At 72.8% G+C, this 15,336-nt stretch carries 14 protein-coding genes; 10 read left to right on the top strand and 4 right to left on the bottom strand.

Annotated elements, in window-relative coordinates; translation table 11 throughout:
• Window positions 1-12: 12 nt before the first annotated feature.
• Window positions 13-2,712, top strand: coding sequence for a glucosidase (locus ABZS80_RS23295; RefSeq protein ID WP_355058931.1), 2,700 nt, complete (start codon window positions 13-15; stop codon window positions 2,710-2,712).
• A gap of 37 nt (window positions 2,713-2,749) precedes the next feature.
• On the opposite strand, the gene ABZS80_RS23290 is transcribed toward ABZS80_RS23295, so the two are convergent.
• Window positions 2,750-4,087, bottom strand: coding sequence for a hypothetical protein (locus ABZS80_RS23290; RefSeq protein ID WP_355058929.1), 1,338 nt, complete (start codon window positions 4,085-4,087; stop codon window positions 2,750-2,752).
• Window positions 4,088-4,297: 210 nt separating this feature from the next.
• On the opposite strand from ABZS80_RS23290, the gene ABZS80_RS23285 reads away from it, so the two are divergent.
• The 4 genes from ABZS80_RS23285 to ABZS80_RS23270 all read left to right on the top strand — a co-directional run bounded on the left by ABZS80_RS23285 (window position 4,298) and on the right by ABZS80_RS23270 (window position 7,944).
• The gene (locus ABZS80_RS23285) at window positions 4,298-4,996 is read left to right on the top strand and encodes an HAD family hydrolase (protein ID WP_355058927.1); all 699 of its coding nucleotides are present in this window, start codon (window positions 4,298-4,300) and stop codon (window positions 4,994-4,996) included.
• A 22-nt stretch (window positions 4,997-5,018) separates the two neighbouring features.
• Complete coding sequence (locus tag ABZS80_RS23280) at window positions 5,019-5,810, top strand: DUF4184 family protein (RefSeq protein WP_355058925.1); 792 nt, start codon at window positions 5,019-5,021, stop codon at window positions 5,808-5,810.
• A 427-nt stretch (window positions 5,811-6,237) separates the two neighbouring features.
• Entirely contained in the window at window positions 6,238-7,176 is a 939-nt protein-coding gene (locus tag ABZS80_RS23275; protein WP_355058923.1) for a rhomboid family intramembrane serine protease, read from the top strand.
• A 75-nt stretch (window positions 7,177-7,251) separates the two neighbouring features.
• Window positions 7,252-7,944 carry a hypothetical protein gene (locus tag ABZS80_RS23270; RefSeq protein ID WP_355058921.1) on the top strand — a complete coding sequence of 231 codons (693 nt, stop codon included), beginning with the start codon at window positions 7,252-7,254 and terminating at the stop codon, window positions 7,942-7,944.
• Between the two features lie 51 nt (window positions 7,945-7,995).
• On the opposite strand, the gene ABZS80_RS23265 is transcribed toward ABZS80_RS23270, so the two are convergent.
• Together ABZS80_RS23265 and ABZS80_RS23260 are read right to left on the bottom strand one after the other, a co-directional pair.
• Complete coding sequence (locus tag ABZS80_RS23265) at window positions 7,996-8,271, bottom strand: hypothetical protein (RefSeq protein ID WP_151462940.1); 276 nt, start codon at window positions 8,269-8,271, stop codon at window positions 7,996-7,998.
• A gap of 47 nt (window positions 8,272-8,318) precedes the next feature.
• Complete coding sequence (locus ABZS80_RS23260; RefSeq protein ID WP_151462938.1) at window positions 8,319-8,750, bottom strand: RusA family crossover junction endodeoxyribonuclease; 432 nt, start codon at window positions 8,748-8,750, stop codon at window positions 8,319-8,321.
• 456 nt (window positions 8,751-9,206) lie between these two features.
• On the opposite strand from ABZS80_RS23260, the gene ABZS80_RS23255 reads away from it, so the two are divergent.
• The 4 genes from ABZS80_RS23255 to ugpC are packed head-to-tail and all read left to right on the top strand — an operon-like array spanning window position 9,207 to window position 13,543.
• On the top strand, window positions 9,207-10,493 hold the full coding sequence (locus ABZS80_RS23255) for an ABC transporter substrate-binding protein (RefSeq protein WP_355058918.1): 1,287 nt from the start codon (window positions 9,207-9,209) through the stop codon (window positions 10,491-10,493).
• Complete coding sequence (locus tag ABZS80_RS23250) at window positions 10,490-11,485, top strand: sugar ABC transporter permease (RefSeq protein WP_355058915.1); 996 nt, start codon at window positions 10,490-10,492, stop codon at window positions 11,483-11,485. Before ABZS80_RS23255 ends, ABZS80_RS23250 begins: the two co-directional genes overlap by 4 nt.
• A 1-nt stretch (window position 11,486) precedes the next feature.
• Complete coding sequence (locus tag ABZS80_RS23245) at window positions 11,487-12,323, top strand: carbohydrate ABC transporter permease (protein ID WP_151462932.1); 837 nt, start codon at window positions 11,487-11,489, stop codon at window positions 12,321-12,323.
• 11 nt (window positions 12,324-12,334) lie between these two features.
• Window positions 12,335-13,543 carry a sn-glycerol-3-phosphate ABC transporter ATP-binding protein UgpC gene (gene ugpC / locus ABZS80_RS23240; RefSeq protein WP_151462930.1) on the top strand — a complete coding sequence of 403 codons (1,209 nt, stop codon included), beginning with the start codon at window positions 12,335-12,337 and terminating at the stop codon, window positions 13,541-13,543.
• Window positions 13,544-13,588: 45 nt separating this feature from the next.
• Here the strand turns inward: ugpC and ABZS80_RS23235 are convergent, their stop codons facing one another.
• Window positions 13,589-14,692 carry a winged helix DNA-binding domain-containing protein gene (locus tag ABZS80_RS23235; protein WP_355058913.1) on the bottom strand — a complete coding sequence of 368 codons (1,104 nt, stop codon included), beginning with the start codon at window positions 14,690-14,692 and terminating at the stop codon, window positions 13,589-13,591.
• A gap of 146 nt (window positions 14,693-14,838) precedes the next feature.
• Between ABZS80_RS23235 and ABZS80_RS23230 the strand changes: the two genes are divergently transcribed.
• The gene (locus tag ABZS80_RS23230; RefSeq protein WP_355058911.1) at window positions 14,839-15,231 is read left to right on the top strand and encodes a DUF4190 domain-containing protein; all 393 of its coding nucleotides are present in this window, start codon (window positions 14,839-14,841) and stop codon (window positions 15,229-15,231) included.
• The last annotated feature ends 105 nt before the right edge of the window (window positions 15,232-15,336 follow it).

The raw sequence follows: 15,336 nt of genomic DNA, 5'->3' as shown, positions 1-15,336 counted from the left end.
GCCACGACGACAATGGCCCCTGTGGAGAAGTACCCCGGCGGCGTCGAAGATGTGCAGGTGATCACTGACCGCCCGACCTCCGCGACCCCCGACCCCGAGCGGCACCGGCTCGCCCAGGCCGACGCCGGGGAGCAGGACTGGCGCGCATGGGGTCCCTATCTGTCCGAGCGGGCGTGGGGGACGGTACGGGAGGACTACAGCGAACACGGCACGGCCTGGGACTACTTCCCCCACGATCACGCGCGCTCCCGAGCCTACCGGTGGAACGAGGACGGCATGGCGGGCGTCTGCGACGACCGGCAGACGTTCTGCTTCGCCCTGGCCCTGTGGAACGGCCGGGACCCGATCCTCAAGGAGCGGATGTTCGGCCTCGGCGGCGACGGCGGCAACCACGGGGAGGACGTGAAGGACTACTGGTGGTACGAGGACTCCACGCCGACCCACTCGTGGATGCGCTGGCGCTACCACTACCCGCAGGCCGCCTTCCCCTACGACGAGCTGGTCGCCGTGAACGCGCTGCGCGGCCGGGACGACACCGAGTACGAGCTGGTCGACACGGGGATCTTCGACGACGACCGGTACTGGGCCGTCACCGTCGACTACGCCAAGGCGTCCCCGACCGACCTGTGCGTGCTGGTCACGGTGGCCAACCGGGGGGACACCGACGAGACCCTGCACGTGCTGCCGACCCTCTGGTTCCGCAACACCTGGGCGTGGGGGCTGCCCGGCGGCGACCGGGTGCCGAAGCTGACCGGTGCGGGGTCCCGGCTGGTCGGCGAGCACTGGGTGCTCGGCCAGCTCCTGCTGGAGGGCGACGGCGCGCCCACGCCGCTGCTGTGTGACAACGACACCAACGCCGAGCGGCTGTGGGGGCTGCCCGGGCGCTCGGCGTACCCGAAGGACGGGATTAACGACCACGTGGTGGCCGGAGCGGCCACCGTCAACCCGGACCGGGAGGGGACCAAGGGGGCGCTGCACTACGTGCTGGACGTGCCGGCCGGCGGGCAGCGCCAGATCCGGCTGCGGTTGACCCGCACCGCCCCGCCCCCGGCGAGCGACCCGCCGCCCCCGGCCGACCTGGGCGACGGGTTCGACACGGTGCTCTGGGCGCGGCGCGCCGAGGCGAACCGGTTCTTCGACAGCGTCATCCCGGCCGCCGCGAGCGCCGACGAGGCGCTGGTCGCCCGGCAGGCCATCGCCGGGCTCATGTGGGGCAAGCAGTTCTACCACTTCGACGTGAAGCGCTGGCTGGAGGGCGACCCGGGCTCCACCCCGCCGGCCGGCCGCCGGCACGGGCGCAACAGCGCCTGGTGGCACATGAACAGCTTCGACGTGATCTCCATGCCGGACCCGTGGGAATACCCCTGGTACGCCGCCTGGGACCTGGCCTTCCACTGCGTCACGATCGCCCGGGTCGACCCGGGCTTCGCCAAGGAGCAGGTGCTGCTCCTGCTCCGCGAGTGGTACCTGCACCCGAACGGGCAGATCCCGGCGTACGAGTGGGCGTTCGGCGACGTGAACCCGCCGGTGCACGCCTGGGCGGCGCTCAAGGTGTTCGAGATCGACGGTTCCTCCGACCACGAGTTCCTCGCCCGGGTGATGCACAAGCTGCTGCTCAACTTCACCTGGTGGGTCAACCGGAAGGACACCGGCGGCAACAACGTCTTCGAGGGGGGTTTCCTCGGGCTGGACAACGTCGGCCCGTTCGACCGCTCGGCCGCGCTGCCGGTAGCCGGGGTGCTGGAGCAGTCCGACGGCACCGGCTGGATGGCCATGTACGCGCTCAACCTGCTCGACATGGCCGTCGTGCTGGCCGAGCACGACCGGGCGTACGTGGACACCGCGACGAAGTTCTTCGAGCACTTCGCGTACATCGCCGCGGCCGCGTACGACCAGGGGCTCTGGGACGACGAGGACGCGTTCTTCTACGACGTGCTGCGGCAGGCCGACGGCACGAAGGTGCCGCTGAAGGTCCGCTCGGTGGTCGGGCTGCTGCCCCTCGCCGCGGTCACCCGGCTCACCGCGCGCACCGTGCGCCGGCTGCCCGAGCTGGGCGCCCGGCTGCGCTGGTTCCTCACCCACCGCCCCGAGTACGCCGAGGTGATCGGCGCCCGCCGGCTCGGCCCGGACGGCCGGCAGCAGCGGCTGCTCTCCATGGTCGGCCCCGACCAGATGGTGCGCCTGCTCGCCCGGATGCTCGACACCGACGAGTTCCTCTCCGACTACGGGCTGCGCACGCTCTCCCGCGCGCACCTGGACAAGCCGTTCACGGTCACCCTCGGCGGCCAGGAGTTCAGCGTCGGCTACGAGCCGGCCGAGTCGACGAGCGGCCTGTTCGGCGGCAACTCCAACTGGCGCGGCCCGATCTGGATGCCGACCAACTTCCTGCTGATCAGCGCGCTGCGCGACTACGCCGCCTTCTTCGGCGACGACCTCCAGGTGGAATATCCGACCCGGTCCGGGGTGAAGCGCACCCTCGACGAGATCGCCGACGACCTGTCGGCGCGACTGATCTCGCTGTTCACCCGGGACGGCTGGGGCCGGCGGCCGATCTACGGGGCGGCCCAGCTCTTCCAGACGCACCCCGACTGGCGGGACCTGATCTGCTTCCCGGAGTATTTCCACGGCGACAACGGCGCCGGTCTGGGCGCGTGGCACCAGACCGGGTGGACCGCCCTGGTCGCCGACCTGATCCTCACCCTGCGCCGCTGAGGGTGGGGCGCGACGCCGAGCGCCACGCCCCACCCGTTCAGGGCAGCGGGAGGAACGCCACCCGGGCGTGGTACTCGCCGGCCACCGTGACGGTGTCGCTGCCGACCCAGAGCCCCTGCTCCGTGGCGTACAGCTCCTGGGTGCCGACGCCCCGGTCCTTGGTCGGGTTCCAGGGCAGGGCCTTGCCGGTGGTGGGGTGGATCGCCCCGATCCCCGGCCGGGACACGGCGCCCGGGCCGGCCGAGTCGCGCCCGAGCGGGTTGTCCAGCCACCGCTGGTGGCCGCCCACGTAGACCGCCGCGCCGGTGATCGCCACCGAGAGCAGCGTGTCGCCGCCGGTGTAGTTCGCCCACGTCGGCTGCTTGCCGCCAATCTCGGCGCCGAACTCGAAGCGGGACGCCGTGTCGCACAGCGTGCCCGGGAACGAGGCGCCGGTGGTGACCGCCACGAACCAGGTGCCGTCCGGGGAGATGTCGACCCCGCGCAGGTAGGTGGGCATGGTCTTGGCGCACTGCGGCTGGTAGCGGTCGGTCGACCAGGTCGACAGAGTGGCGCCCGTGGCGGTCAGGTTGGCCACCGCGAGCTGGTGCCGCGTCACGCCGGCGACCGAGCTGAAGTTGCCCACGAAGACGAGCCGCCGGCCGTCCGCGGAGACGTCCAGCGCCTCGATCTTGACCGGTGCGGTCGCCCCGGAGGTGGTCTTCCGGGGGCCCTCGATCCGCAGGTTGACCGACGTGTCGGCGGCGCCGGTGGTCGCGTTCAACGCGGCCAGGGCCCGCCGTGTCACCCCGCCGACGGTCTGGAACGCGCCGCCGACGATCAGTCGGCCGCCGACCAGCCGCATGTCGTTGACCTGGTTGTTGAGCGCGGCGGGGGCGAACCCGGCGACCCGGGCGCCGGTAACCGCGTCGACCCGGGCCACCCGCGGTGCGGCCACGCCGTTGACGGTCGTGAACGCGCCACCGAGGTAGAGCGAACGGCCGTCGGGCGCGGCGGCGAGCGCCTTGACCGTGCCGTTGACCGCGGGCCGGAACGTGGTGTCGATCCGGCCGGTGGTGGCGTCGAAGGCCACCAGCCACGGCATCGCCAGCTGTGCGGTCTGGCCCGCGTTGCGGACCTTGGTGAACGAGCCGGCCAGGTAGACCCGGTTACCGATCTGGAGGATCCGGTACACGGTGCCGTCGAGCGCGTGCGGCGTCCAGTCCACCGGATTGGCAACGACCACCGTGGAGTGGGTGGCGTTGACGGCGAGGGCCGGGGACGGGGGGAGCGCGCCGCCCGCGGCGGCGAGCGCGGCCACGACGGCGGTGGCCGCCCTCCGGCGACGCCGGCGCCGGGCCGGGGTCGCGCGGGGCTGATCGCGTGAGGTCGTCATCGCCGAAGCATGCCGCCCCGACCCGGTTCGGCACAGTCGGGTTCCCGCCGCTGGTCGCACGGCGTTCGGCCAGTCCGGACGGTCCATCCGTCCGGTGCGGGATGATCTTGTCGGCCGATCCCGGACCCGCCCGGCGCGCCGGAAACCCGGCTGCCGGGGCGAGGCGGAGGCAGTACCGTGTCCCGGTCCGCCACACGGGAGGAGTACGCGATGCCACAGCGCCGGGAGGCCGCGGTGCTGGTCTTCGACGCCGACGACACGCTCTGGGAGAACAACGTCCTCTTCGAGCGGGTGATCGACGACTTCCTCACCTGGCTGGACCACCCGACGCTGGACCGTACGGAGATCCGGACGGTGCTCGACGACATCGAGCGGGCCAACGCGGTAGCGCACGGCTACGGCAGCAAGGTCTTCCTGCGCAGCCTGGGAGAGTGCCTGGAGAAGCTGCGCGCGCGCCCGGCGACCGACCGGGAGCGCGCCGAGATCGACGACCTGGCGGCGGCGCTGGTCGGCCACCAGGTCGAGCTGATGCCCGGCGTGGCGGAGACCCTCGACGACCTGGCCACCCGGCACGAGCTGCTGCTGCTCACCAAGGGGGAGCACGAGGAGCAGCAGCGCAAGCTCGACGCCTGCGGCCTGCTGCACCACTTCCGTGCCGCGCACATCGTGCCGGAGAAGGACGTCGACACCTACCGCTGGCTGGCCCGGGAACACGGGTTCGCCCCGGCCACCGCCTGGATGGTCGGCAACTCGCCGCGGTCGGACATCCTGCCCGCCCGGGCCGCCGGGCTGAACGCGGTCTTCATTCCCAACGAGAACACCTGGGTGCTGGAACACGACGAGCTGGACCCGACCGACCCCGGGGTGATCCGGCTGGCCGCCTTCCCCGACCTGGTCCGGCACTTCTGATCCGGCGGGTAACGTCCGAGGCGTGCCGCTGACCTTCCCCTCGCACCTCGCGCCGGTGCTGCCGCTGAAGCTCTGGCGGCCGCACTGGTTCGACGGGGTGGCGCTGGCCACCGGGGCGGTCGCGCCGGACGTGGGTTACCTGTTCACCGGCACCGGGCTCAGCCCCGGGCTGCGCACGCACACCCTCGGCGGGCTGCTCTGGTGGTGCCTGCCGGTCGCCCTCGGCTACGCCTGGATCGTCCGCCGGGTGATCGCCGGGATCGCCGTGCACCTGCCCGGCCAGCGGCTGTTCGGCTGGCCCGACCACGCCGCGCTGGCCGGCGTCCGGCACCCCTGGCAGGTCACCGTCTGCTCGGCGCTGATCGGCGCGTTCAGCCATGTCGCCTGGGACCGGATCACCCACAGTGACCGGTGGCCGCGCCTGCTCGGCATCGCCGACTTCCACGCCCTGACCGGGCTGCACTGGTGGCAGCTGGCGGATGTGGTGGGCACCCTCGGCGGCGGGCTGGTGGTCGCCGTCCTGGCGGTGCGCGCCGCCCACCGGGGTGAGATCTTCGACGGCGTGCGGCCGCCGGCGCCGCCGGCCCGGCCGGGGATGTTCTGGGGGGTGGCCCTGGCGGTCACCGGACTCGGGACGATGCTGCTGCCCGGCCTGCCGGCGGCCACCGTCCCGGCGCCGGCCGGGGTGCGCCTGCTGCACCTCGCGGCGGTCGCGCTGATCGCCGGGGCGGCCGCGGCCGGGGCCCTGGCCGGGCCTCCGCCGGACGGCGGTCGCAGTCGTCGTCTCGAAACCGAACAGCGCTGGCCCGGCTGACCCTGTTACGCCGACATGCCGTATTTCAACGTTGGCATCAATCACATTCTCCCGAGCCCGCCCCGCCTTGTCCGACCTGCGAGAACCTGCCTAACCTGAGCCCGCGCCCACGCCTCTTCGGGGTGAGTCGGGGGCGCGCCGAAGTCCGGTAGTTGGGCACCGTGGAGCTGAGTGCAGGCGGGTCGGCTCGCCGTATTGAGCCCGGCGTTGGCGGCGTGCCACGCCCGCCGTGCTCACACACGGCGAAGACCGCTACCACGCCGGACGGCTGGGGTCAGGACCGGGGAGTTGCGGACCCGGTCCTGACCCGTCCGGCCCCCCCGCCGCCACCCGTGGGGACCGACCGGGACCGGGGCGGTGCGCGGCCCCGCCCCGTGCGAGGATCCTCCGCGTGAGGCCGACGAGGCCGCCCGGCTGAAGGACACCCATGTCGATGGACACGGCCAGCACCGGCCAACCGCCCGCCGAGAACGCCGCCAGCACCTGCTACCGGCACCCGAAGCGGGAGACGCTGCTGCGGTGCAGCCGCTGCGACCGCCGCATCTGCCCCGACTGCATGCGGGAGGCGCCGGTCGGCCACCGCTGCCCGGACTGCGTCCGCACGGACAACCGGACGGTCCGCCAGGCCCGCACCGTCTTCGGCGGACGGCCGGTCGCGCGCCCGCTGGTGACGTACGCGCTGATCGCCCTCATCGTGCTCGCGTACCTGGTCGAGCTGGTCCACCCGGCCGTGCTCGGCCGGTTCGACAGCCTGGGCACGGGGCTGGTCGACGATGCCGGCCAGCGCTACGTCGACGACGGCGTCGCCCGCCCCGGGTACGAGCCGGTCGGGATCGCGCACGGCGAGTGGTACCGGCTCATCACCTCGGCGTTCCTGCACCTGCTGCCCACCCAGGGCGCCCTCGGCTTCCTGCACATCGCGTTCAACCTGTGGTGGCTGTGGGTGCTCGGCCGGGTGATCGAGGACCGGCTGGGGCACGCCCGTTACCTGGCCGTCTACCTGCTCTCCGCCCTGGGCGGCGGGGTCCTGGGCTTCCTGGTCTCCCCGGACCAGGCGGCGGTCGGCGCCTCCGGCGCGGTCTACGGCCTGGCCGGCTGCTACGTGGTGCTCACCCGGCGGCTGCATCACCATCCGATCGAGCCGCAACGGGTCCTCATCCCGTTCGTGATCTGGATGGTGCTCTCCGCCGGCTGGACCTCCTGGGAGGGGCACCTGGGGGGCCTGCTGGCCGGCGGCCTCGTCGGCCTCGGGTTCGCGTACGCCCCGGCCGGGCGGCGGACCGCCGTGCAGGTGGCGGTCACCGCGGCGGTCGCCGTGCTGCTCGTCGCGCTGGTCGTCGTGAAGTCGCTCGCCCTCACCGGCTGACCGTCGCCGGGCGTCCGCCGGCCGGGCGGACGAACGGCTCTGGTGGACGGGGGCCGCCCGGCGCGACACTGAGCCATGACACCTCAGCGCGTACCACTGCTCGCCGGCCTGGTCGTGCTGCTCGCGGCGGCCTGCACGGCGACCGACCACGACGGCGCCGCCCCGACGACCTCAGCGGCGCCGGCAGCCGGCACCACCGCCGCCGCGACCACGCCCGCCGCCGGCCCGTCCGCGCCCACCGGCGCGACGCCCGCCGAGGGCGCCTGGCGGGTGACCTACGACTGGACGGTGCCCACCGCGGCCGCCCGGGTGACGCACCAGGTCCGGGTGCCGGTCACCCCGGCGCCGGGGGAGCCGCTGCCGGTCCTCGTCGAGGTGCGGGTCGGCGACCATCCGGCCGAGGGGTTCAGCCGGATCACCTTCGCCTTCCGCGGCCCGACGCCGTCCTACCAGGTCGGCTACGTGCCGCAGGTGTCGACGGAGGGGCGCGGCGCGCCCGTCGAACTGCCCGGCACCGCGTACCTGTCGGTGCGGTTCGACCCGGCGCAGGCGCACGACGCCCGCGGCGCCGGCACGGCCACCCTGCCCCCGGCGCGGATCGGCTACCCGACCCTGCGCGGGTGGGCCGCGGCCGGGGACTTCGAGGGCCACCTCAGCTTCGGGCTCGGGCTCCGGCCCCTGGCCGGCGGGACGCTGCCGGTGCGGCTGGGCGAGGCCACCCGCGCCGACGGCACCCACGTCGTCGCGGTCGACGTGCGACGCGGCTGAGCGCGCGGAACGGCCGCGCCGGCCCGGTGGCCGGCGCGGTCGGCGCGTGGGTCAGCCGACCTCGCCGCGGACGATGGCCACCGCGACCCGGCAGAACTCGTCCATGTCCGGCTGGAAGCCGGCGGCGATGTCCGGGTGCAGCCCGGCACGGGTCTCGTCGAGCAGCCGACGGCAGACCTCCTCCACGGGCTCACCGGCGTAGCCGGCGCGGACCCGGTCGGCGGCCGCCTGCAGGGCCGAGGTCAGCTGATCCTCCAACGGGCCGCGCAGCTTCTGCTGCACAGGGTCGAGCCCGCTCGGATCGAGCGTGACATGTGGCTCCGACATCGGCGCTCCCTTCTTCGGCGACCGCGGTACCCCACCGCGGTCGTCGGTCAAACCATCCTCGGTACGGCCGCCACCCGGACCTGGTACGAGAAGTCCTCCGCGGGCTCCTCGACGTAGGACAACCGGCGGATCTGCCGGTCGTCGGACCAGAGGACGACGTCGACCAGCACCCCGAGGTGGGCCAGGCCGATGTTCGCCACCCGCTTCTTGTCCTGGAGCACCGCGCAGACCCCGCCCACCAGCGTGCTGGCGTCGGAGGTGCGGTGCCCGGGCGGGCAGCGCAGGGTCACGTCCACCTCGATCGGACCGGTGAGCGGAGTCCACCCCGTGCGCTGGGCCGCCGTGCAGGCGGCCTGGAGCAGGGCGCGGACCCTCGTCGCCTGCCGGTGCCCGGCGGCGAAGATGGACAGGGCCTCGGTCTTGACCGGGGGCAGGCCGCTCACCTCGAACGTCAGGGCGAGAGCGCGGGTGTCCTGCACGACGGCACCTCCTCGTGGGGATCCTGCCCAACCGGTGGGACCGCAGAAGGGAGTTCGCGCGAGAACCAACCGATCGGACGGGCTGGGGTCGGCCGGAGGCGTATCGACTTCGACGGCGACGCGCTGGCTGCGGAGCTACGGAAACGCTAGTCCACCGGGCGCACGCTGGGTAGCTCGCCGCTCACTGCGTGGGACGGGCCGGGACGGCGCGGAACCCGTTCCCCTCCGGGTCGGGCCAGCACCCACCACGACGGCGCCGCCGTCCGTGATCCGTCCCACACCGCGGGCCGTCGTATCCGTCTCGTGACCGTCAGGTTTCGCAGCGTCGCAGCCAGGGCACTGTCTGGCCCACGAAACGTCCCGGGGCGCCCGCCCGACCACGGTGCCCCGGCCGTCTCGCCGTGCGCCGGGGCACGGGTGACTCCCCGGTTCTTCGCCGAAGAAAGGGGGAGGGCGATGACGGCAGACCCCGACGCGGCCCCGAGGAGGCGGCCGGCCCGGCGTGCGGCGGCGGCAGCCGCCGCACTTGCGTTGGTGGCCCCGCTGGCCGCCTGCGGGTCGGGCGGCGAGGGCGGCACGCCCACCATCAACCTGTACTACCCGCCCGAGCAGAACCTGCAGAAGGTCGTCGACGACTGCAACGCCCAGGCCCAGGGGCGCTACCGGATCGCCTACCGGGTGCTGCCACGGCAGGCCGACGAGCAGCGGGTGCAGATGGTGCGGCGGCTCGCGGCGCAGGACAGCGGGATGGACGTGCTCGGCCTCGACGTGACCTGGACCCAGGAGTTCGCCAGCGCCGAGTGGATCCGGGAGTGGACCGGCCAGGACAAGGCCGAGGTCGAGCAGGGCACGCTCGCCGGCCCGCTGGACACCGCCCGGTACGAGGGCAAGCTCTACGCCGCGCCGAAGAACACCAACGTGCAGCTGCTCTGGTACCGCAGCGACCTGGTGCCGGAGCCGCCGAAGAGCTGGGACGAGATGATCTCCGCCGCCCAGCAGCTCAAGCAGCAGGGCAAGCCCTACCAGGTGCTCACCATGGGAGCCCAGTACGAGGGCCTGGTCGTCCTCTACAACACCCTGGCGGAGAGCGCGGGTGGGAAGGTCCTCAGCGACGACGGCCGGAAGGCCGTGATGGACGAGGGCACGGTGCGGGCGCTCGACCAGCTCAAGAAGTTCGCCACCTCGGGGGTGACCTCGCCGTCGTTCAGCAACGCCACCGAGGACCCGGTCCGGCTGGAGTTCCAGTCCGGCTCCGGCGCCTTCCAGGTCAACTGGCCGTTCGTGTATCCGGCCATGCAGGAGGCCAACCCGGAGCTGGCGCAGAAGGTGAAGTGGGCGCGGGTGCCGGGCGTCGACGCGAACACCCCGAGCAAGGTCACCATCGGCGGGGTGAACATGGCGGTCAGCTCCTACTCGAAGCACCCAACGGAGTCCTTCGAGGCGGCGAAGTGCATCCGCGACGCCGAGCACCAGAAGTTCTCCGCGGTCAACGACGGGGTGCCGCCCACCATCGAGGCGGCCTACGCCGACCCGGAGATGGACAAGGCGTACCCCATGAAGGAAACCATCCTGGAGGAGCTGAAGGAGCCGGCGGTCCGGCCGCTGACCCCCGCGTACCAGAGCATCTCCACGGTCATGTCGGCGATCCTGTCGCCGCCGTCGGCGATCCGGCCCGAGCAGACCGCGAACGAGCTGCGCGACGCCATCGCCGACGCCCTGGAATCGAAGGGGGTCCTGCCATGAGCGTCAACGCCACGCCCGCCGGCGCGGACGTCGCGGCGGACGCCGAACGGTCCGCCGGCCGGCACGCCGCCGTGCCCGCCCAGCGGGCCCGCCGCGGGTCGAAGCCGCCGCTGAGCGAGAACAAGCGCGCCGAGCGGCGCCTCGGCTGGCTGCTCTGCGCGCCGGCCGCGCTGGTCATGGTGCTGGTCACCGCCTACCCGATCCTCTACTCGGTCTGGTTGTCGCTGCAGCGTTTCGACCTGCGCTTCCCCGACGAGCGCGAGTTCATCGGGCTGGAGAACTACGTGACCGTGCTGACCAACCAGTTCTGGTGGACGGCGTTCGGGGTGACCGCCCTGATCACCGTGGTCACCGTGGTGATCGAGCTGGTGCTCGGCATGGCCCTGGCGCTGATCATGCACCGGACGCTGGTCGGCCGGGGCATCGTCCGCACCGCGGCGCTGATCCCGTACGGCATCGTCACGGTGGTCGCCGCCTTCTCCTGGCGGTACGCCTGGACGCCCGGCACCGGCTACCTGGCCAACCTGTTCGACGGCAGCGCGCCGCTGACCGAGCGGGCCAGCTCGCTGGCGATCATCATGCTGGCCGAGATCTGGAAGACCACCCCGTTCATGGCGCTGCTGCTGATGGCCGGCCTGGCGCTGGTGCCGGAGGACCTGCTCAAGGCGGCCTCCACCGACGGCGCGACGGCCTGGCAGCGGTTCACCAAGGTGATGCTGCCGGTGATGAAGCCGGCCATCCTGGTCGCGCTGCTGTTCCGCACCCTGGACGCGTTCCGGGTGTTCGACAACATCTTCGTGCTCACCGCCGGCGGCAACGAGACCTCGTCGGTGTCGATGCTCGCCTACAACAACCTCATCCGGGGGTTGAACCTCGGCATCGGCTCCACGATGTCGGTGCTGATCTTCCTCACCGTGGCGGTCATCGCGTTCGTGTTCGTGAAGCTGTTCGGCACCGCTGCCCCCGGCAGCGACGACGGGGAGAGGCGCTGAGATGGCCACCGAAACCACCCCCCGGGCGAAGCTGCGCTGGGGCCTGCTGGACGTCATCGTCGTCGTCTTCGCGCTGGTCCCGGTGCTCTGGATCGCCTCGCTGTCGTTCAAGACCCCGGCCACCCTCACCGACGGGAAGTTCTGGCCCCGGGAGTGGACGCTGGACAACTACCGGACGATCTTCGACACCGACCAGTTCGTCCGGGCCCTGGTCAACTCCATCGGCATCGCGCTGATCGCCACCCTGATCGCGGTGGTGCTGGGCGCGATGGCCGCGTACGCGATCTCCCGGCTGGACTTCCCCGGCAAGAAGCTGCTGGTCGGGGTGTCCCTGCTGATCGCCATGTTCCCGCAGGTGTCGCTGGTGTCGCCGCTGTTCGAGATCGAGCGGCAGCTCGGCCTGTTCGACACCTGGCCGGGGCTCATCCTGCCGTACATCACCTTCGCCCTGCCGCTGGCGATCTACACGCTCTCGGCGTTCTTCAAGCAGATCCCGTGGGACCTGGAGAAGGCGGCGAAGATGGACGGCGCCACCCAGGGGCAGGCGTTCCGGCGGGTGATCGCCCCGCTGGCCGCGCCGGGCCTGTTCACCACGGCCATCCTGGTGTTCATCTTCTGCTGGAACGACTTCCTGTTCGCCATCACGCTCACCTCGACCGAGCGGTCCCGCACGGTCCCGGTGGCCCTGCAGTTCTTCACCGGCGAGTCGCAGTTCGAGGACCCCACCGGGGCGATCTGCGCCGCCGCCGTGGTGATCACCATTCCGATCATCCTGTTCGTGCTCTTCTTCCAGCGCCGCATCGTCTCCGGTCTGACCTCCGGCGCAGTCAAGGGTTAGGTGGTGTTGTCATGGCCGACATCGTGCTGGACAAGGTGAGCAAGCGGTTCCCGGACGGGACGACCGCGGTGCGGGACGTCGACCTGGAGATCGCCGACGGCGAGTTCGTGATCCTGGTGGGCCCGTCCGGCTGCGGGAAGTCCACCACGCTGAACATGATCGCCGGGCTGGAGGACATCAGCTCCGGGGAGCTGCGCATCGCGGGGGAGCGGGTCAACGACAGGGCGCCCCGGGACCGGGACATCGCCATGGTCTTCCAGTCCTACGCCCTCTACCCGAACATGAGCGTCCGGGAGAACATGGCCTTCCCGCTCCGGCTGGCGAAGCTGGACAAGGAGACCATCCACCAGAAGGTGGAGGAGGCCGCGAAGGTCCTGGAGCTGACCCCGCTGCTGGACCGCAAGCCGGCCAACCTCTCCGGCGGGCAGCGGCAGCGGGTGGCCATGGGCCGGGCGATCGTCCGGCAGCCCAAGGCGTTCCTCATGGACGAGCCGCTGTCCAACCTGGACGCGAAGCTGCGGGTGCAGATGCGCACCGTGGTGTCCCGGCTGCAGAAGCAGCTCGGCACCACCACCGTCTACGTGACCCACGACCAGACCGAGGCCATGACCCTCGGCGACCGCGTGGTGATCATGCGGGGCGGCGCCGTGCAGCAGGTCGGCCCGCCGCAGGAGCTGTACGACCACCCCCGCAACCTCTTCGTGGCCGGGTTCATCGGCTCCCCGTCGATGAACTTCCTGCACGCCGCCGTCGAGGACGGGCACCTGCGCACGGCGCTGGGCGACGTGCCGATCGGGGACCGGGTACGCCGGCAGCTCGACGGCGCCGACGCACCGCGCGAGCTGATCCTCGGCATCCGCCCGGAGCACTTCGAGGACGCCGCGCTGATCGACGACGACACCCTCCGCCGGGGCCTGGAGTTCGAGGCGCCGGTCGACATCGTCGAGTCGATGGGCTCGGACAAGTACGTCTACTTCACCGTCGAGGGGGAACGGGCCAGCGCCGCCGAACTGGAGGAACTGGCCGCCGACGCGGGCGCGGCGGACTTCACCGGGACCGGGTCGAGCCTGGTCACCCGGCTGTCGGCCGAGTCGCCGGTGCGCGAGGGCGAGCCGCGGCGGGTCTGGTTCAACCTGGAGAAGATCCACCTGTTCGACCCGTCCACCGGACGAAACCTCACCCTGCACGAGGGACGGGCGTCGGGCGCGCTGGCCGACTGAGCGTCACCGGGCCGGTGGGCGTCGCCCGCCGGCCCGGTCGCGGTGCTACCAGGTGAGGCGCAGCGGCAGCCCGAGGAAGGCGGCGTAGCCGGCGAGGGCCGACTCGACGCGGGCCCGCAGCGCGGCGTCGAACGGCGTCAACTGCCGCACGGTCACCGTGACCGCCCGCTTGCCCACGGCCCGCTTCCAGATGCCGACGGTCCGGCCGCCGCGCACCACCGTGGCCTGGAAGATCCCGTTGTTGCCGGGGACGACGGCGTTCGCGTGCGCCGGATCGAGCATGAGCGACCGGTCCTTGTAGCCCAGCAGGTACTCGTCGAAGCCGGGCAGGGTGTGCACGTCGTCGACCGGCCCCCGGGGCGCGTCGAGCAGGGCGGCGTCGACCACGGCCGGCACGCCGTCCACCTCGACCGGGGCCAGCGCGTCGCCGGCCGCCGCGATGCCCCGGGTGGCGTCGGTGACCGTGAGGCCGGTCCACCGGGCCAGCTCGTGCCGGGTCACCGGCCCGTGGCCGCGCACGTAGCGGTGGGCCAGCAGGCCCAGGGCCTCGTCGCGCTCGGGGCGGTGCGGATCCGGCGCCCACTCGTCGAGCAGCGCGAACGTCTGTTCGGTGCCCACGTGCGGGGCGATGCAGGTGACGCCGCGCTGGCTCGCATACCAGAGCATGTGGTAGCCGCGCTGGCCGGTGGTGTCCAGGCCGGCGGCCCGCAGGGTGGCCAGGCACTCGGCCCGGCTGAGCCGGCCCCCGCCCGCGAGGGCCTCACCCAGCACCTCGGCGGCGCGGCCCGCATCGGTCCCGGCCAGGCCGAGCTGGGCCCACCGGCCGGCCACGCCGGACAGCGCCCGGACACCGGTCACGGCCAGCATCCAGCGCGCGTCGCGGGGCGGCACCAGGTGCACGGTGCCCCGCATGGGCCAGGTGCGCAGCGCCTCGCACCGCTCCAGCGCCGCGCGCACGTCGTCCTGGGTGCGGCCGGGCAGGCGAACGCCGAGGGACCAGAGGCCGCTCGCCGCGTCCTGGGCCTGCATGGCGCCGAACCACTCGACCACCCCGGCCACGCTGTCCGGGCGCCCGGTCGGATGGGGGCGCAGCAGCAGGCTGGTCATCCGCAGCGCCAGCGCCTCGGCCCCGGTGAGACGTACCGTCACGCTGCCTCCCGTCGACGTGGACGGTCAGCATAGGCCGCGGGTGTGACGCTTCCGGCCGGGCCGGTGAGCCGGGCCCGGGAGGATTGAGAGCCGCCGGAGTGGGGATGCGCCGCCGGAAACCGAGGCGAGGAATGCGAGGTGAGGGTGTGACAGCGTCCAGTGAACCGGCCCGGGGCGCCGGGCGGGCCACCACCGCCCGGCCGGCGGGGCCGTCCGGCGGGGCGAAGACCAGCGCCGCGGCCACCTTCTCGCTGGTCTTCGGCGTGGCGGGCCTGCTCAGCGTGCTCACCGCGATCCTGGCGTCGGTCGGGCTGCTGCTCGGGATCATCGGCGTCATCCTGGGCATCTTCGGGCTGCGGATGAGCCGGCGCCCCGGCGTCACCGGGCGCGGCGTGGCGATCGGCGGTCTGGTGCTCAGCGCCCTGGCGGTGTTGATCGGGCTGGCGCTCGCCGCCGGCATCAGCACGTTCCTCAACAACGAGCAGGCGGTGGACCGGCTGGAGAAGCGGGTGACCGACCTGCGGGACAAGCTCGACTGAGCCCCGAAGTACCCCTGATCGCGCTACGCCAGCCACGTTGCCGGCGGAGCGCGATCCCCCGTTCAGGTTCCCGGTGCGGGGCGGCGGCGGTACGCCGGCACCGAT

The organism is Micromonospora sp. NPDC005305, assembly GCF_040607315.1.
In the GTDB taxonomy this organism is placed as follows: domain Bacteria; phylum Actinomycetota; class Actinomycetes; order Mycobacteriales; family Micromonosporaceae; genus Micromonospora.
This window is presented reverse-complemented; position numbering and strand designations above follow the sequence as displayed.